The organism is Roseomonas indoligenes (assembly GCF_017813365.1).
Classification (GTDB): domain Bacteria; phylum Pseudomonadota; class Alphaproteobacteria; order Acetobacterales; family Acetobacteraceae; genus Roseomonas; species Roseomonas indoligenes.
Genome location: NZ_JAGIZA010000008.1, coordinates 63,032 through 80,133 on the forward strand (window position 1 = coordinate 63,032; position 17,102 = coordinate 80,133).

The following is a 17,102-nucleotide window of genomic DNA, read 5'->3' on the forward strand; positions in this document are numbered from 1 at the left end:
CTTGCCCGAGAAGCTCCGCCTCACCCTCGCCTGCTCCAGCTCCGACCGGACGCGCCCCATCATCGACGGGCGGGTGGAGGTGGAGGGCGTCTCCCTCACCGTGCTGCCGGGGGAGCCGGAGGACATCTTCCGCCGCGCGCTCCGCGACCGCGCCTTCGACGTGACGGAGCTCTCCATGGGCAGCCACATCGTCACCACGGCGCGGGGCGACGCGCCCTATATCGGCATCCCCGTCTTCCCCTCCCGCTCCTTCCGGCACGCGGCGATCTACGTGCGGACGGATCGCGGCATCCGCACGGCGAAGGACCTGGCGGGCAAGCGGATCGGCCTGCCGGAGTACCAGCAGACGGCGGCGCTCTGGGTGCGCGGGGCGCTGCGGGAATACTACGGCCTGGACACGCGGGGCATCGCTTGGCGCACGGGTGGCATGGAGGAGACGGGGCTGGGCGAGCGGGTGAAGCTGAGCCTGCCGCCCGGGATGGATGTGCAGGCTATCGGCGCGACGGAGACGCTGAACGGGCTGCTAGCCGCGGGCGAACTGGACGCGGTGGTGGGGCCGCGCCCGCCCTCCTGTTTCCTGAACCGCAGCGCGCCGGTGGACCGCCTCTACCCGGATTTCCGCACGGAGGAGGAGGCGTACTACCGCGCCACGGGCTTCTTCCCGATCATGCACTGCGTGGCGCTGCGCAAGGAACTGGCGGCGGCGCATCCCTGGCTGCCGCAGGAGCTGTTCCGCGCCTTCGCGAAGGCGCGCGCCATGGCGGTGGCGGACCTGACCATGGTGAACGTGCTGCGCGCCTCCCTGCCCTGGATCGCCGCGGAGGCGCAGAAGCAGATCGACTTCATGGGCGGCGATCCCTGGCCCTACGGCTTCGCCCGCAACCGGGACGAGATCGCCGCCATGATCCGCTTCGCCGTGGCGGACGGGCTGGCGGCCCAGGAGATCGCGCCGGAGGAGCTGTTCCACCCCAGCGTGCTCTGACCGCGGGAGACCGCTCAGCCCGGCGCCGGCCGCGCCAGCCCGTTCAGGACAAGGGCCACCTGCGCCTCGCACATCGCTTCCGGGGAGGGCGCGCGGTCCGGCCCGAGCATGCCGCGCCAGACCGAGGACATGGCGACCGGCGCCATCAGCACCGCCGCCAGCCCGGGCTGGTCCGCGGCGTCCGGCCGGAACTCCCCGGCGGCGATGCCCGCGCGCACCACCCCGGCGACGAGGGCGAGGCCGCGCGAGAGCACCTCCCGCTGGTAGAAATCCGCCAGTTCGGGAAAGCGGTCCGCTTCGGCGAGGAGCAGCTTGAACAGCACGCCGTCCCGCAGGTCCTCGCCGACCCGCCGGTAGGCCAGGCCGATCAGCTGCCGCAGCAGGTCGGCATTGGACCCGGCATGGGCCGCCACCAGCTTCTCCGCCTCCGTGAAGACCGGCTGGATGCAGGAGCGGACGACGGCGGTGAACAGCTCCGCCTTGCCCGGGAAGTAATGGTAGATCAGGCCCTTGGCGACACCCGCCCGGGCCGCTGCCCCGGCCATGCTCGCTCCGCCGTAGCCGCTCTCCGAGAACTCCTCCAGCGCCGCTTCCAGGATCTGCGGCAGGCGCTCCGCCGGGGTGAGGCGCCGGCGCGGCGCCGCGGCCCTGGCCGTCTCCGCCTTTTCCGCAGCTTCGTCGTGCAAGATCCGCCTCCTCGGGACGGCCGGCAATTGACCGGACCGTCAACAAGACTATATCACCTCAGTTATTGACCATTCGGTCGGTAAGCAAGGCCCCGGGGCGCCCCTTCGTCATGCCTGACCATAATCTCATAAATCCGGAGACGGCCGCCCCCGCCATGCTCGGGCGCGCCCCGGCGCGCCGCGGCCGGTGGGTTCTCGGGGCTCTGGCTCTGCTGGCGGTCGGCGGTGCTGTCCTGATGCGCGGCGAGATCGCGGCGGGGCTGCACCGGCCCGCGCCGGCCGTGGCCACGGTCCCCGTCGAGCCCCCGCCCGCCCTGACCGTGGCCGTGGCCGCCGCCACCCCCCGCGCCCTGGCCCGCTCGGTCGTGGGCGACGGCTCCGTCGTCCCCTGGCAGGAACTGGTGATCGGCGCCGAGGCCGGCGGCCTGCGCGTGGTGGAGGTCGCCGTGGATGAGGGGGATGCCGTCCGCGCCGGCCAGCCCCTGATCCGCATGGACGAGACCCTTCTCCGCGCCGTCCTCGGCCAGGCGGAGGCGGCGGTGACAGAGGCGCAGGCGGCTCTCCGCAATGCCCGCCAGGACTTGGCCCGCGCCGCCGACCTGTCCCGCAGCGGCAACGCCCCGCGCCAGACGCTGGAGCTGCGCGAGGCGGCAGCGCTGCAGGCCGAGGCCCGGGTCGCCTCTGCCGTCGCGCGGCAGGGGGAGGTGGCGGCCCGGCTTGCCCAGGCCCGGATCCTCGCGCCAACGGACGGCATCGTCTCCCGCCGCAGTGCGTTGCCGGGCAATGTCACCTCGGCGGGGCAGGAGATGCTGCGCCTGATCCGCGACGGCCGGATCGAGCTGGACGCGCGCGTGCCGGAACTGGAGCTCGCCGCCGTACGGCCCGGCCAGCCCGTCCGCGTCACCCATGGCGACCGGGTCGTCACCGGCACGGTGCGCGCCGTGGCGCCGACCGTGCTGGCCGAGACGCGGCTCGGCATCGTCCATGTCGCGCTGCCCGCCGATTCCGGCCTGCGCCCGGGCATGTTCGCGCGCGCCGAGATCCAGCCCGGGGAGGCCCAGGGCCTGACCGTGCCGCAATCCGCCCTGCTGTTCCGGGAGGGCCGCCCCGCCGTGCTGGTGGTGTCGGATGACCGCGTGGCCCTGCGCCCGATCACCACCGGCCGCCGGGGGGAGGGGGTGGTCGAGGTCACCTCCGGCCTCGCGGAGGGCGAGCGCGTCGTCGCCACCGGCGCCGGCTTCCTCAGCGACGGCGACCGTGTGCGGGTGGCGGTCCAGTGAGCGAGCCCATGCAGCCCCCCACCGAACACCGGAACCTCTCGGCCTGGTCCATCCGGAACCCGGTGGCCACGCTGGTGCTCTTCGCCGTGCTGGCCCTGGCGGGGCTGCTCGCCTTCCCCACGCTGCGGATCAACAACACGCCGGACCTGGACCTGCCCGCGGTGGTCGTCACCGTCGCCCAGCCCGGCGCAGCACCCTCCGAGCTGGAGACGCAGGTGACGCGGCGGGTGGAGGACGCGCTCGCCGGCCTCGGCGACGTGAAGCACATCACCTCCACCGTGGTGGACGGCGCCTCCACCACCGCCATCGAGTTCGCCGTCGGCACCAACGTGGACCGCGCGACGAACGACGTGCGGGACAAGGTGGCGCAGATTCGCGCCGACCTGCCCGCCGCCATCCGCGACCCCGTGATCACCCGGGTGGAGGCCACGGGCGGTGCCATCCTCACCTACACCGTTGCCTCCCCCCGCATGGGGGAGGAGGAGCTGTCCTGGTTCGTGGAGGACACGGTGGCGAAGGCCCTGCTCTCCGTTCCCGGCGTGGCCGAGGTGAACCGGGTGGGCGGCGTAACGCGGGAGGTGCGCGTGGCGCTGCGCCCGGACCGGCTGGTCGCGCTCGGCCTCACCGCCGGCCAGGTGAACGAGCAGCTGCGCGCCCTCAACGTCAACTTGCCCGGCGGGCGGGGCAATGTGGGGGAGGGGGAGCAGGCCATCCGCACCCTCGGCTCCGCCCCCAGCGTCGCGGCGCTGCGTGAGCGGCCGATCATCCTGCCGGGCGGCCGCACCGCGCGGCTGGGCGACATCGCCGAGGTCACGGACGCCACGGCCGAGGTCCGCAGCGCCGCGCGGCTGGACGGCCGCCCCGTGGTCGCCTTCGAGGTGCTGCGGACCCGCGGCTCCTCCGAGGTTCGGGTGGCGGAGGGTGTCGCCGCGCGGGTCGCGGCGCTGGTGGCCGCGAATCCCGGCCTCAGCATCGTGAAGGTCGCGGATACCGTGGGCTTCGTCCTCGCCGGCTATCACGGCGCGATCGAGGCGCTGCTGTTCGGCGCCGGCCTCGCCGTGCTCGTCGTCTGGGCCTTTCTGCGGGACTGGCGGGCGACGGCCATCGCCTCCCTCGCCATGCCGCTCTCGCTGATCCCGACCTTCCTCGCGATGAAGCTGCTCGGCTTCTCCATCAACAACATCACCCTGCTCGGGCTGACCCTCGTCGTCGGCGTGCTGGTGGACGACGCGATCGTGGAGATCGAGAACATCGTCCGCCACCTCCGCGCGCGGCGGGACGGCAGCGCCATGCGGGCGGCGCTGGACGCCTCGGCCGAGATCGGGCTGGCGGTGGTGGCGACCACGGCGACGATCCTGGCGGTCTTCGTGCCCGTGGCCTTCATGCCCGGCATCCCCGGCCAGTTCTTCCGGCAATTCGGGCTGACCGTGGCGACTGCCGTGTTCTTCTCCCTCGTCGTCGCGCGGATGCTGACGCCGCTGCTCGGGGCCTACCTCCTGAAGCCGAAACCCCATGCCGGGTCCGAGGAGGTCGGGGACGGCGCGGTGGGGCGGCGCTACCTCTCGCTCCTCGGCTGGTGCCTGCGGCACCGCTGGACCACGCTCGCCGGCGCGACGGGCTTCTTCGCCCTCTCTGTCGCCCTCGTTCCGCTGATCCCGCAGGATTTCGTGCCCGCCGCCGATCGCGGCCGCGCCTCCCTGGCGATGGAACTCGCGCCCGGCGCCACCCTGGCGGACACGGAGGCGGCGGCGGCCGAGGCGGCGCGGGTCCTGCGGGCGCGGCCGGAGGTGGCTTCCGTCTTCACCTCGCTCGGCACCCGCAGCGCCGGCGGCGGCCCGGCGCTCGGCAGCAGCACGCGGGAGGGCGAGCCGCGCCTGGCGAGCTTCATCGTCACCCTCGTGCCGCGCGGGCAGCGGGCCCTGTCCCAGCAGAGGATCGAGGCGGAACTGCGCCCCGCGCTGGAGCGGATCCCCGGCGCGCGCTTCCGCTTCGGCGCGGATGGGCAGAGCGGCGCGAAGCTGCAGGTCACCCTCGTCTCCGACGATGCCGCGGCGCTGGAAAGCGCGGTGCGCGACCTGGAGCGGCAGGTGCGGGGCATCCCCCAGCTCTCCAGCGCCCGCTCCACCGCCTCCCTCTCGCGGCCGGAGCTGCAGATCGTGCCGGACGAGGCGCGCGCGGCGGAGCTCGGTGTCTCCCCCGCCGCCATCGCGACGACGGCGCGGATCGCGACGACGGGCGACGTGGACCAGAACCTCGCCCGCTTCAACCTGCCGGACCGGCAGATCCCCATCCGCGTCATGCTGGACGAGCCCGCGCGCGGCGACCTCACCGCGCTCCGTTCCCTGCGCGTGGAGGGCCGCGCCGGCCTCGCCATCCCCCTGAACGCGGTGGCGGAAATCCGCCACGGCGCCGGCCCGGCCCAGATCGAGCGGCTGGACCGCGTGCGGAAGGCCACCGTGGAGGCGGAGCTGAACGGCCTAGCGCTGGGCGACGCGACGAAGCTCGTGGCGGCGCTGCCGATCATGCGCAACCTGCCCGCCGGGGTGCGGGAGCGCGCGACGGGCGACGCGGAGGTGATGCAGGAGCTGTTCGGCAGCTTCGTCGTCGCGCTGCTGACCGGGATCGGCCTTGTCTATGTCGTGCTGATCCTGCTCTTCGGCGGCGTGCTGCAGCCGATGACGATCATGTCCTCGCTGCCGCTCTCGCTCGGCGGCGCGCTGATGGCGCTGCTGCTGGCGCAGAAGGCGCTCGGCATTTCCGCGGTGATCGGGGTGCTGATGCTGATGGGGATCGTCGCGAAGAACTCCATCCTTCTCGTCGAGTACGTGATCGAGGCGCGGCGCGCCGGCATGCCCCGCAACACGGCCCTGGTTGAGGCGGCGCGCAAGCGCGCCCGGCCGATCGTGATGACGACGATCGCGATGGCGGCGGGCATGGCCCATATCGCCCTCGGCGTCGGCGCGGATTCCGAGTTCCGCGCGCCGATGGCGCTGGTGGTGATCGGCGGCCTGGTCACCTCGACGCTGCTCAGCCTCGTCGTCGTGCCCGTGGTCTACGCGGTGCTGGACGATCTCGGCGCCCTGCTCGGCCGGCTCCGCGCGCCGGCCGGGGCACGGCGCGAGCCCCTGCACCTGCCGGGGTAGGGGTTAAGCCGTCAGCGCCTCCTCCGCGGCGGCCTGCTCCACCAGCCAGTCGGCGAAGGTCTGCAGCGCCGCGTCGATACGCCCGCCGGGCAGGGTCAGCCAGTAGCAGTCCCCCGTTCTCAGCACCCGGCCGGGCAGGGCGACGAGCTGCCCGGCCGCGAGTTCGGCGCGCACGTAGCCCGGCGCGCAGATCACCACGCCCAGCTCCTCCAGCGCGGCCTGGATCGCCAGGGTCGTGCTCTCGAAGAGCAGGGGCTTGGCCTCCCAGCGGATCCGGTTCTCCCGCAGCCACATCGGCCAGTCGCTCTGCCTGACCTTGCTGCCCAGCAACTGCTGCTCCCGCCGCTCGGACCGCCAGGAACGGGCGAGGGACGGGGTGGCGAAGGGCGCCACCGCCACGGGCTGCAGCCGCCGGGAGGATGGCGAGGGCGGCGCGTCGCAGGGCGCCGTGCTGACCGCCGCGTCCACGCCCTCCCGCGCGAGGTCCACCGCGGCGGTGGAGGTGCTGACCTCTACGTCGAAGCCGGGATGGCTCTGCCGGAAGCCTGCCAGGCGCGGGATGAGCCAGCGCAGCGCCCAGGTGGTGTAGGCGCGGATCCGTAGCGGCACGGCGTCCGAGCCCAGCCGTTCCGTTGCGGCCTGGATCTGCGCGAAGCCATCGCCGAGCTCGGCGGCAAAACGCCGCCCCCGCTCCGTCAGGCCTAGCGCATTCGCGCCGCGCCGGACCAGGGCGCAGCCGAGCAGGGCTTCCAGATCCCGCAGCCGCTTGCTGACCGCCGGCTGGGTGACGCCCAGCACCGCCGCGGCGGCCGTGAGGCTGCCGGTCTCCGCCACGACGTGAAAGGCCCAGAGGCTCTCCAGGGGAGGAGTTTGGCGCATCGTCCCAGCATAACCCGGCGTTGGGGTGGGGCAAGGAATTCTAGGACTTCTCAGCCCACGCGCAGGGCAGGACCATGTTCCCCGACGAGGCCCCGCGAAGAACGGGGAGACGGACACCCTGGAGGATCCCTGGCCATGATGAACCGCCGTGCCGCCCTGCGGCTCGTGCCCGCGCTCGCGGCCCTCACCCCGCTCGCCCGCCCGGCCCTGGCCCAGGCGCCCCGCTTCCCGGACCGCCCGCTCCGCCTGATCATCCCCTTCTCGGCCGGGGGCAGCAACGACATCGTCGGCCGCGTCCTCTCGGACGGCATGGGCGCGCGCCTCGGCCAGAACATCGTGGTGGAGAACCGGGGCGGCGCTGGCGGCATCCTCGGGAACGAGGTGGTGGCGCAGGCGCCGAAGGATGGGCTGACGATCCTGCTCGGCGGCAGCGGCAGCTTCCTCATTAGCAGCCTCGTGCAGCCGCGCGTGCCCTACGACATCATCCGGGACTTCGCGCCGGTAGGCTTCGTCGGCAGCGCGCCGAACGTCATCACCGTGAATCCGAAGGTGGAGGCGCGGAGCCTGGCGGAGCTGCGCGACCTCGCCCGCCGCTCCAAGCCGCCGCTCTCCTATGCCAGCCCGGGCGTGGGCACCACCGGGCACACGCTCGGCGCGCTGCTCTCCCTCACCTTCGAGACGCCGATGGAGCACATCCCCTATCGCGGCACGGGACCGGCCATCACGGACGTGCTGGCGGGACGGGTGGACATCATCACCAATGCCGCCGCCCCGCTGCGGCCGCACATCGCCTCCGGCGGGCTGCGCGCCTTGGCGGTGGCGGCCCCGCGCCGGCTGGAGATCCTGCCCGACGTGCCGACCACGGTGGAGGCCGGCTTCCCCGGCGTCATCTCCTCCACCTGGTACGGCCTGCTGGTCCCCTCCGGCACGCCGGAGGACCGCATCGCCGCGCTGCACGGCGCGCTGAACGCCACCCTGGCGGATGCCGCGACGAAGCAGCGCATGTCCGAGGAGGGCGTGGATATCGAGGCCAGCGCCGCGCCCGCCGATTTCGCCCGCCTGATCGCCGAGGAGAAGGCGCGCTGGCAGGACGTGGTCACCCGCGCGAACATCCGCGCGGAATGAGCGCGCCCGCACCCTTGCGCCGGATCGTCGTCCTCGACGATTTCGGGGATGCCGCGCGGGATTCGGCGGATTGGGGCGGCCTCCCCGTCGAGTTCCTCCACGACCACCCGCCGGAGGAGGAGCTGGCGCGGCGCCTGGCCGATGCCGATGCGCTGATCCTGATCCGCGAGCGCACCGCGCTCACCGCCTCCCTCATCGAGCGACTGCCGGCGCTGCGCCTCGTCGTCACCGCCGGCATGCGGAACCGCGTGCTGGACATGGCGGCCTGCGAGGCGCAGGACATCGCCGTCTGCGGCACGGATTCCCGCGGCTCGCCCACGGTGGAGCTCACCTGGGGCCTGATCCTGGCGCTCGCCCGCATGATCCCGGCGCAGGAGGCCCTCCTGCGCGCCGGCGGCTGGCAGCGCGGTGCCGGGCTTGGGCTGGAGGGTGCGACGCTGGGCATCGCCGGGCTCGGCCGCATCGGCGCGGGGGTGGCCGCCATCGGCCGCGCCTTCGGCATGCGCCTGCTGGCCTGGAGCCCGAACATGACCGAGGCGACGGCGCGGGAGGCCGGGGCGGAACTCGTGGACAAGGCCGGGCTCTTCGGGCGCTCCGACATCGTGTCCCTGCATCTCGGCCTCGGCCCCTCCACCCGCGGCATCGTGGGCGCGGCGGAGATCGGCGCCATGCCGCGCGGCGCGCTGCTGGTGAACACTGCGCGCGGGCCGCTGGTGGACCAGGGCGCGCTGATCGCGGCGCTGGAGAGCGGCCATCTCGGCGGCGCCGCGATCGACACGCACGAGCCGGAGCCCATGACGCCGGACGACCCGATCCGGCGCGCGCCGAACACGATCCTGACGCCGCATCTCGGCTACGTCACCCGGCAGAACTTCCGCCTCTACTTCGAGGGCGCTGTGGACTGCCTGCACGCCTGGAACCGCGGCGCCCCCCTGCCGCGCCCCCTCAACGACGCCGCACGCCAACCGCGAGGAGCCGACGCATGACCCCCGCCAACCCCGAATCCGACGCCATCCTGCTGGAGGCGGACGGTCCCGTCGCCACGCTGACGCTGAACCGCCCGAAGGCGCGCAACGCGATTGACGATGCCATGCGCGCCGACCTGATGGCCGCGCTGGACCACGTGGCACGCACGGATTCCATTAAGGCGCTGGTGATCACCGGTGCCGGGAAGGGCTTCTGCGCCGGCGGGGACGTGAAGTCGATGCAGGCGCGCCTCTCCGTGCCGCCGGGCGACGTGGCGCTGAACGGCTGGCGCCGGCAGCAGCGCACGCACCACGCCATCTCCATGCTGCACGCCCTGCCGAAGCCCACCATCGCCGCGGTGAACGGCGCCGCCACCGGGCTGGGCTGCGACGTGGCGCTGTGCTGCGACTTCATCATCGCCTCCGAGGAGGCGCGCTTTGCCATGACCTACATCCTGCGCGGGCTGATCCCCGATGGCGGCGGCATGTACTTCCTGCCGCGCCGCGTGGGGCTGCCGAAGGCGAAAGAGCTGATCTTCACCGGCCGCACGGTGGAGCCGGAGGAGGCGCTCCGCCTCGGCATGATCGACCGCGTCACCACGGCCGGCACCCTCGTCGAGGATGCCCGGACCTGGGCCGCCGAACTCGGCAAGGGGGCGCCCGCCGCCCTGGCGCTGAGCAAGACGATCCTCGACCAGACCTTCGAGCTCTCGGTCGAGCAGGTTTTCTCCATGGGCAGCCAGGCGCAGGCCATCTGCTACAGCTCGCGCGAGCACCAGGACTCGGTGGCCGCCTTCCTGGAGGGCGTGGCCCAGCGCCGCGCCGCCAAGGAGAGGGGGGAGGCGCCGTGAGCGCCATCGGTGCCCTGCTGCGGCCCCGCAGCGTCGCGATCGTCGGCGCCTCCGCCGATGCGAGCAAGATGACCGGCCGCCCCGTCGGCTATCTCCAGAAATACGGCTTCAATGGTGAGATCTGGCCGGTGAACCCGCGCGCGGAGAGCATCGCGGGGCTGCGCTGCTACCCCGACATCGCCTCCCTTCCCGGCGCGCCGGATGCGGCCATCGTGCTGCTGGGGCCGGACCGCGCGGAGGCGGCCGTGCGCGACCTTGCCGCCAAGGGCTGTCAGGCCGCCATCGTCCTGGCGAGCGGCTACGGCGAGGCGAACGAGGAGGGCGCGCGCCGCCAGGCCGCGCTGAAGGAGGCGGCGGGCGGGATGCGCCTGCTCGGCCCCAACACCATCGGCCTCGTCAACCTGACGGACGGGATGATGCTCTCCGCGACGGGCGCGCTGGAGGTGGGCGCGCTGCCCGCCGGGCGCATCTCCGTGGTGTCGCAGAGCGGCGGCATCCTCGGCTCCCTCCTCTCCCGCGCCGCGGACCGCGGCATCGGCTTCGCCAAGCTCGTCTCCACGGGGAACGAGGCCGACATCGACAGCAGCGACATGATCGAGCACCTCGTCGAGGACGAGGCGACGGACGTGATCGCCGTGTACATGGAAGGGCTGCGCCGCCCGGAGGCCTTCAAGCGCGCCGCCCGCCGCGCGGCGGAGCTGAACAAGCCGATCGTCGTCTACAAGGTCGGCCGCTCCGATTCCGGCGCCCGCGCCGCCACCTCCCACACCGGCGCGCTGGCCGGCGCGGACCGGGTCTATGACGCGCTGTTCCGCCAGTACGGCGTGATCCGGGCGGAGAGCTTCACCGATCTGCTGGACATTCCCGCTGCGCTGGTGGCGGGGCGCCGCATGGAAGGCGGGCGCGTTGCCATCCTCACCTCCACGGGCGGTGCCGGCACGCTGCTGGCCGACAATTGCGGCCTAGCCGGCATCGAGGTGCCGGTGCCGGACGAGGCGACCACGAACCGTCTCGCCGCGCTGCTGAAGGAGGATCCGGCGGCGATCGGGCGCAACCCCGTGGACGTGACCCTGGCCGGGCTGCGGCCGGACCTGTTCCGCGGCGCCATCGACGCGCTGCTGGACAGCCCTTCCTACGACGCCGTGATGGTGGTGATCGGCTCCTCCGCACTCGCCACGCCCGACATCGTCGCCGGCGCCATCCTCGATTGCCAGGCGCGCAGCGGGAAGCCGATCCTGGCCTATGTCAGCCCCCACGCGCCGCACCTCGTGCGGCTGCTGAACGGAAAGGGCATCCCCGCCTTCGCGACGCCGGAGAGCAGCGCCTCCGTCCTGCGGGCGCTGCGCCGGCGCGAGACCCCGCCCCCCGTGGCCGCGCCGGCCGAGGACGCGTCCGTGCTGGCCGGCCTCCCCTCCGGCAACCTGAACGAGGCCGAGAGCAAGGCCATCTTCGCCCGCTTCGGCGTGCCGGTGACGCGGGAGCACGCCGCCCCCGACGCCGCGGGCGCCGAGGCCGTGGCGCGCACCCTGGGCGGCGAGGTGGTGCTGAAAATCCTCTCCCGCGCCATCGCCCACAAAAGCGACCTCGGCGGCGTGAAGGTCGGCCTCACGGCGGAGGAAATCCCCGCCGCCTGCGCCACCATGCTGGAACGCCTCCGCGCGGCCGGCGCCCCGGCGCCGGAGGGCTTCCTGGTGCAGGAGCGCGTGCGCGGTGGGGTGGAGATGATCCTCGGCTTCCACCGGGACCCGCAGCTCGGCCCGGTGATCCTGCTCGGCTCCGGCGGCGTCGCGGCGGAACTGTTCCAGGACACCGCCCTGCGCCTGCTGCCGATCGCCCGCGCCGATGCGGAGGCGATGGTCGGGGAACTGAAGGCCGCCGCCCTCCTGCGCGGCTATCGCGGCGCCGCGCCGGCCGACATCCCCGCGTTGGTCGATGCCGTGATGGCCTTCGCCGCCATGGCCGGCGCGGCCGGGGAACGCCTGCTGGAGGCGGAGATCAACCCGATCTTCGTGCTCCCGGAAGGGCAGGGCGCGCGGGCGGTGGACGGGCTTGTGGTGCTGCGCTGATGGTCTGTCCCGGGGAGAGAAGAAGGAATTCTTCCTCTCCCCGGACCCCTCACCATCATCTTTATCTAGGCTTTGGGTTCACCCGCCGGACGGTGCGCCTCGGTTCAGTGACCCGAGGCGACTGTAAGGGCAGAACAGGACCCATCACGGCAGAAACCCCGTGTCAGGCCGGTGCGGCGGCAGCCAGACGGGGATCCAAGGGCCTCAGGCCCTTGGCGGGGTTCCAGGGGGCAGCGCCCCCTGGCTCCGGACAGTTCAGAACGGTGTCCCGCCATCACAGCCATCCCCGCTCCCGAAAGCCGCTCAGATCGGTGCCGGAGGGCGCGTACCACCCGCCCGTTCGGTAGCGCGCGCCGAGCCGCAGCGCCGCTTCCTTGTTCCCAAAAGGGATGCGCAGAGGCGTCTCCTCCCCGCTTTCGTCAGTGGAAGGGGCGGGCGGTGCGGCATCGGGCTGACGCGACTTCCCGGGCGAGCGCCTGGTCGCCCGCTTGGGGCGTGCCGCGTCCTGGCCCGGTGCCGCCGCCTTCTTACGCTCTGTCGCGGCGCGCCGCTTGGCCGGGGCGGGCTCAGCCCCGGTTTCCGCCGCTGCACCGCCCTGCTCCGCGGGGGCTGCCTTGCCGGTGTGTTGATCGAGGAAGGCGCGGCAGACGGTGCCGGAGGTGGCGTAGCCACGTGGCGGCTCGATTCCCTTCTGCCGGGCCAGACCCTCGACGAAGCGCTTCATGGCCGGGGTGGGGGGCAGCCGCCCACCGCGGCCTTTCGGGGCGCTGCCCCGGGGCGGGCCGATCAGCGCGGGATCGACCGGCCCCGCGCCCTCCTGCAGCCGCCCGATGATGCGGCTGGCCTGGGCGCAGACGGCGTCGATCGCGCCCGTCATCTCCTGCTGGCCGACCAGCACCTCGTCCAGCAGCCGCTCCATCTGCGCCGTCACGCCGGGGTCCACCAGCGCGGGGTCGGCGCGCTCCAGCACGGCGTGGAGGGAGAGGCCGCGCTCCGTGGGCACGATGTGCTTGCCGTCGATGGCCAGGAACTCCTGCGCCTTGAGGCCGCGGATGACCTCGGCCCGCGTCGCGGGCGTGCCGATCCCCTTGGCCTCCTTCAGGCGCTCCTGAAGCGCCTCGTCCTCCACGAAGCGCCAGGCGTTCTGCATGGCCTCGATCAGCGTGCCCTCATTGTAGCGCGGCGGCGGCCGGGTCTCCTTGTCCTCCACCGCGGCGTCGTGCAGCCGGGTCGCCTCCCCGTCCCGCAGGGTGGGGAGAAGCGCGGCATCCTCGCCCTTCTCGTCGGCCGGCTGCCAGTTCGGGAAGGCCGCGCGCCAGCCCATCTCGATCGGCTGGCGCCCGGTGGCCCGGAAGGCGTGGCCGCGCACGTCCAGCAGTGCCGTGGTCTGGCGATAGCGGAAATCCGGCATGACAGCCGCGAGGTAGGAGCGCGCGATGACGTCGAAGAGCTTGCGCTCGTCGATCGAGAGGCGCGGCCAGACCTCGCGCAGGGTCTCCACCGTGTTCACGTTGGGGATCACGGCGTGGTGGCTGGCTCCGGCCAGGCCCTTGTCGTGGAAGGCGCCGCCGGCGCCGCGGCGGATCACCGGCGGGTCGGGGACCGGCACTTCGGCGAAGGAGCGCCCGGCGCGCAGCCCCGCCACGATCCGCGACGCATCGGGGATCGCGCTCTCCGGCAGGTAGCGGGTTTCGGCGCGGGGATAGGTGATGACCTTCTTGCCCTCGCCGTCATAGAGCTGCTGCGCCACCTCCAGCGTGCGCGCGGCGGACCAGCCGAAGCGGGAGCCGCAGAGTTTCTGGAGGGATGGCAGGTCGTGCAGGCGGGGCGGGGACTGGCGCTTCTCCTCCACCTTGACGGAGAGCGGCCCCTCGAAGCCCTCCGCCATCGCGGCGATCGCCTCCGCGACCTCGCGCTTCAGGATTCTTTCCTTCGGCGCGTGGCGCATCCGGAACGGGCCGGCCGCGGCCTCGGCGGTGGCCACCACCTCGAAATAGGCCTGCGGGACGAAGTTGCGGATCTCCAGCTCCCGCCGGCACACGATGGCCAGCGTCGGCGTCTTCACCCGCCCCACGCCGATGACGGTGCGCGCCCCTCGGGCCAGGGTGACCGTGGCGGTGCGGGTGAGCGAAAGGTTGTAGATCTGGTCGGCCTGCCGCCGCGCCACGGCGGCGGCATAGAGGCGGGCGTACTCGGCGTTCGGCCTGGCCTTGGCGAAGGCCTCCCGGATGGTCTGGGGGTCCTGGGCCGTGAAGATCACCCGCATCACCCGGCCGCGGTACTTCAGGTGCTCCAGGATCTCCTGCCCGATGAGCTGCCCCTCCCGGTCGCAGTCCGTGGCGAGCCAGACGCATTTCGCACCCTTCAGGGCGGCGCGGATGGCCTGGAGCTTGGAAGCCTTGTTGCCGCCCTTGGCGGGCTTGGTGGCGTAGAGCCCCTCCGGCCGCAGCAGCACCGGCGTCCAACGCTTCCACTCCGGCAGGACCTCCTCCGGCTCCTCCAGGTCGAACAGGTGGCCCTCAGCCGGCAAGATCGCGCCGTATCGGCCGCCCACCGCGGCCCGCACGTCCTTCGCCTGGCTGGTCTTCTCGGTGATGACGATCTGGTCGGTCATGGATGCCCTTCGGATGTTCTCTAAAGGTTCCGAAGCGGGCTTGCCAATCCCATCCTTTCCAGTCGCTTTGGGCGGTTGTGCAGGTCACCTGGACTACCCAAATTTACTCTGGCGCAACCGCCGGTCGCCATCCCAAATGCAGAGTGCGCGGGGCCGCAATGCGGTGGGAATGGCGGTGCGGTGCAAATCAGGTCTGGGCATTCGGGCCCGCAAGCCCCAGATGGGCGCCTTCCCGCGTGGGTCGCCTGTCCAGGGTGCTTCAGGGCCGCGGGTGTTCTTTAGCGGGTGATTTCGGGGAGGGCTTGGCATGGCGGCGACGGACGCAGGCGCACTGGTTCTGGATGAGCGCGAGGAGGCCCTCCTTGCCGCACTGCCCGAGGCTGAGGGCCAGGCGCTGCGTCAACTGGCGGAGATCTCCCGGAGCCGCGGCCACGTGACCCATGCCGAGGTCGAGGCCGCGCTGCCCAGCGACCAGATCTCCTCCGACCGGATCGAGGACGCCCTGCGTGTCCTGGCCTATCTCGGGGTCGAAGTGGCCGAAGGCGAAGAGGGCGAGGAAGGCGAGGAAGGCGAGACCGCCGCCGCTGGCCGCTCCGGCGCGGCTGCGGAGGAGGACGAGGAAGCCGTCGGCAACATCAAGGCCGACACGGGCATCAATGCCGACCCCGTCCGCATGTACCTGCGCGACATGGGCGAGAAGATGCTGCTCACCCGAGAGGGTGAGATCGCCATCGCCAAGCGCATCGAGGCCGGGCGGGCCATGATGATCGAGGGGCTGTGCGAGGCCCCCCTGGTGCTGGACGCCATCCTTGGCTGGGCGGCTGCCGTGCGCGAGGAGCGCATGCTCCTGCGCGACGTGCTCGACCTCGAGGCGACTGCGGGCGCCGGCGAGGGGCCGCTGGAGGATGCGGCCGGCGGCGAGGACGAGGGCGACGAGGCGGAGGGCAGCTCCGGAACCGTCTCCCCCTCCGTGCTGGAGCAGCAGGTGAAGCCGGAGGCGCTGGCCGCCTTCGCCGCGATCGAGGCGGCCTATGAGGGGCTGAAGGGCCTCCAGTCCCGCCGCATGACGGCCTATGCCGAGGGTGCTTCCCTCTCGCGCGCGGATGCGGCGGACTATGCCCGCCTGCGCGGCGAGCTGGTGGCGCTGGTCGGCCGGCTGCACCTGCACGCCAACCGCATCGCCGAGCTCGTGGACCGCATGCGCGAGGTCAACAAGCGGCTCACCGCCGCCGAGGGCCGGCTGCTGCGCGTCGCCGAGAGCGCCGGCGTGAAGCGCGACGACTTCCTGGCCGTCTACCGCGCCGGCGGTTCCTCGCCCGACTTCATCGCGGGCCTGGCCAACCGCAAGGGCAAGGGCTGGATGGCCCTGGCCACCCGCTACGCCGATGCGGCCGAGGCCGCCCGCTCCGCGATCCTGACGATCGCCGCCGATGCGGGGATGCCGGTGGATGAGTTCCGCCGCGTGCAGGCCGTGGTGGCGCGCGGGGAGCGCGACATGAACGGGGCGAAGAAGGAGATGACGGAGGCGAACCTGCGCCTCGTGATCTCCATCGCGAAGAAGTACACGAACCGCGGCCTGCAGCTGCTCGACCTCGTGCAGGAGGGCAACATCGGCCTGATGAAGGCGGTGGACAAATTCGAGTACCGCCGCGGCTTCAAGTTCAGCACCTACGCCACCTGGTGGATCCGGCAGTCCGTCACCCGCGCCATCGCGGACCAGGCCCGCACGATCCGCGTGCCCGTCCACATGACGGAGACGGTGAACAAGCTGAACCGCACCAGCCGCCAGATGATGCACGAGCTGGGCCGGGAGCCGACGCCGGCGGAGCTGGCCACGAAGCTGGGCCTGCCCGTCGACAAGGTGATCAAGGCGCAGAAGATCGCGCGTGAGCCGATCTCCCTCGAGACGCCGATCGGTGACGAGGAGGACAGCCACCTCGGCGACTTCATCCGGGACGACAGCGCCGTCATGCCGCTCGACGTCGCGGTCCATGCCGGCCTGCGCGACGCGGCGACCCGCGCCCTCTCCGAGCTGAGCCCCCGCGAGGAGCGCGTGCTGCGGATGCGCTTCGGCATCGGCGTGAACTCCGACCACACGCTGGAAGAGGTCGGGCAACAGTTCAACGTGACCCGCGAGCGTATTCGCCAGATCGAGGCGAAGGCGTTGAAGAAGCTGCAGCACCCGACCCGGTCCAAGCAGCTCCGTAGCTTCCTGGACGGCGTCTAGGAACGTTCCGGGACCAGGGGGCGCCGCCCCCTGGAGCACCCGGGCAAACGCGAAGCGTTTGTCCCGAACCAGGAGCCTGAGGCTCCTGGACCTGCATCGGGCTCCCGCGGAACCGACTTCAGCCGGTGGTCCCTTCCATCGGGCACAGTCCTGCCCTTGCAGTCGCCTCGGCTCCAAGAGCCGAGGCGCACCGTGAGCCGAGTAAGCCCAAAACTTAGAAGAAGATGATGGTGAGGGGTCCGGGGAGAGGAAGAATTCCTTCTTCCTCTCCCCGGGACAGACCG

The 17,102-nt window shown here is 72.6% G+C and carries 11 protein-coding genes; 8 read left to right on the top strand and 3 right to left on the bottom strand.

What is annotated here, in order from left to right:
* The first annotated feature begins 1 nt into the window (after window position 1).
* Window positions 2–982, top strand: coding sequence for a substrate-binding domain-containing protein (locus J5Y10_RS14350; RefSeq protein ID WP_209374712.1), 981 nt, complete (start codon window positions 2–4; stop codon window positions 980–982).
* Window positions 983–996: 14 nt separating this feature from the next.
* Here the strand turns inward: J5Y10_RS14350 and J5Y10_RS14355 are convergent, their stop codons facing one another.
* Window positions 997–1,668 carry a TetR/AcrR family transcriptional regulator gene (locus J5Y10_RS14355; protein WP_209374713.1) on the bottom strand — a complete coding sequence of 224 codons (672 nt, stop codon included), beginning with the start codon at window positions 1,666–1,668 and terminating at the stop codon, window positions 997–999.
* 110 nt (window positions 1,669–1,778) lie between these two features.
* Between J5Y10_RS14355 and J5Y10_RS14360 the strand changes: the two genes are divergently transcribed.
* A complete protein-coding gene (locus tag J5Y10_RS14360) occupies window positions 1,779–2,948 on the top strand; it encodes an efflux RND transporter periplasmic adaptor subunit (protein ID WP_209374714.1) in 1,170 nt (389 codons plus the stop codon).
* Window positions 2,949–2,956: 8 nt separating this feature from the next.
* Window positions 2,957–6,091, top strand: coding sequence for an efflux RND transporter permease subunit (locus tag J5Y10_RS14365; protein ID WP_209374715.1), 3,135 nt, complete (start codon window positions 2,957–2,959; stop codon window positions 6,089–6,091).
* A gap of 3 nt (window positions 6,092–6,094) precedes the next feature.
* On the opposite strand, the gene J5Y10_RS14370 is transcribed toward J5Y10_RS14365, so the two are convergent.
* Complete coding sequence (locus tag J5Y10_RS14370) at window positions 6,095–6,970, bottom strand: LysR substrate-binding domain-containing protein (RefSeq protein ID WP_209374716.1); 876 nt, start codon at window positions 6,968–6,970, stop codon at window positions 6,095–6,097.
* Between the two features lie 135 nt (window positions 6,971–7,105).
* On the opposite strand from J5Y10_RS14370, the gene J5Y10_RS14375 reads away from it, so the two are divergent.
* From J5Y10_RS14375 to J5Y10_RS14390, 4 genes are read left to right on the top strand one after another with little or no spacing between them, the layout of a single operon-like run.
* Window positions 7,106–8,095 (top strand): Bug family tripartite tricarboxylate transporter substrate binding protein, encoded by a 990-nt coding sequence (locus J5Y10_RS14375; protein WP_209374717.1) that lies wholly within the window; start codon window positions 7,106–7,108, stop codon window positions 8,093–8,095.
* Window positions 8,092–9,081, top strand: coding sequence for a D-2-hydroxyacid dehydrogenase family protein (locus J5Y10_RS14380; RefSeq protein WP_209374718.1), 990 nt, complete (start codon window positions 8,092–8,094; stop codon window positions 9,079–9,081). The genes J5Y10_RS14375 and J5Y10_RS14380 overlap by 4 nt, the downstream gene beginning before the upstream one ends.
* Window positions 9,078–9,911, top strand: coding sequence for an enoyl-CoA hydratase/isomerase family protein (locus J5Y10_RS14385; RefSeq protein ID WP_209374719.1), 834 nt, complete (start codon window positions 9,078–9,080; stop codon window positions 9,909–9,911). Before J5Y10_RS14380 ends, J5Y10_RS14385 begins: the two co-directional genes overlap by 4 nt.
* Window positions 9,908–11,977 (top strand): acetate--CoA ligase family protein, encoded by a 2,070-nt coding sequence (locus J5Y10_RS14390; protein WP_209374720.1) that lies wholly within the window; start codon window positions 9,908–9,910, stop codon window positions 11,975–11,977. Before J5Y10_RS14385 ends, J5Y10_RS14390 begins: the two co-directional genes overlap by 4 nt.
* Window positions 11,978–12,251: 274 nt before the next feature.
* Here J5Y10_RS14390 and J5Y10_RS14395 read toward each other — a convergent pair whose 3' ends face one another.
* Window positions 12,252–14,591 carry a type IA DNA topoisomerase gene (locus J5Y10_RS14395; RefSeq protein WP_245214717.1) on the bottom strand — a complete coding sequence of 780 codons (2,340 nt, stop codon included), beginning with the start codon at window positions 14,589–14,591 and terminating at the stop codon, window positions 12,252–12,254.
* A gap of 307 nt (window positions 14,592–14,898) precedes the next feature.
* Between J5Y10_RS14395 and rpoD the strand changes: the two genes are divergently transcribed.
* On the top strand, window positions 14,899–16,818 hold the full coding sequence (rpoD, locus tag J5Y10_RS14400; protein WP_209374721.1) for an RNA polymerase sigma factor RpoD: 1,920 nt from the start codon (window positions 14,899–14,901) through the stop codon (window positions 16,816–16,818).
* Window positions 16,819–17,102: the final 284 nt, after the last annotated feature.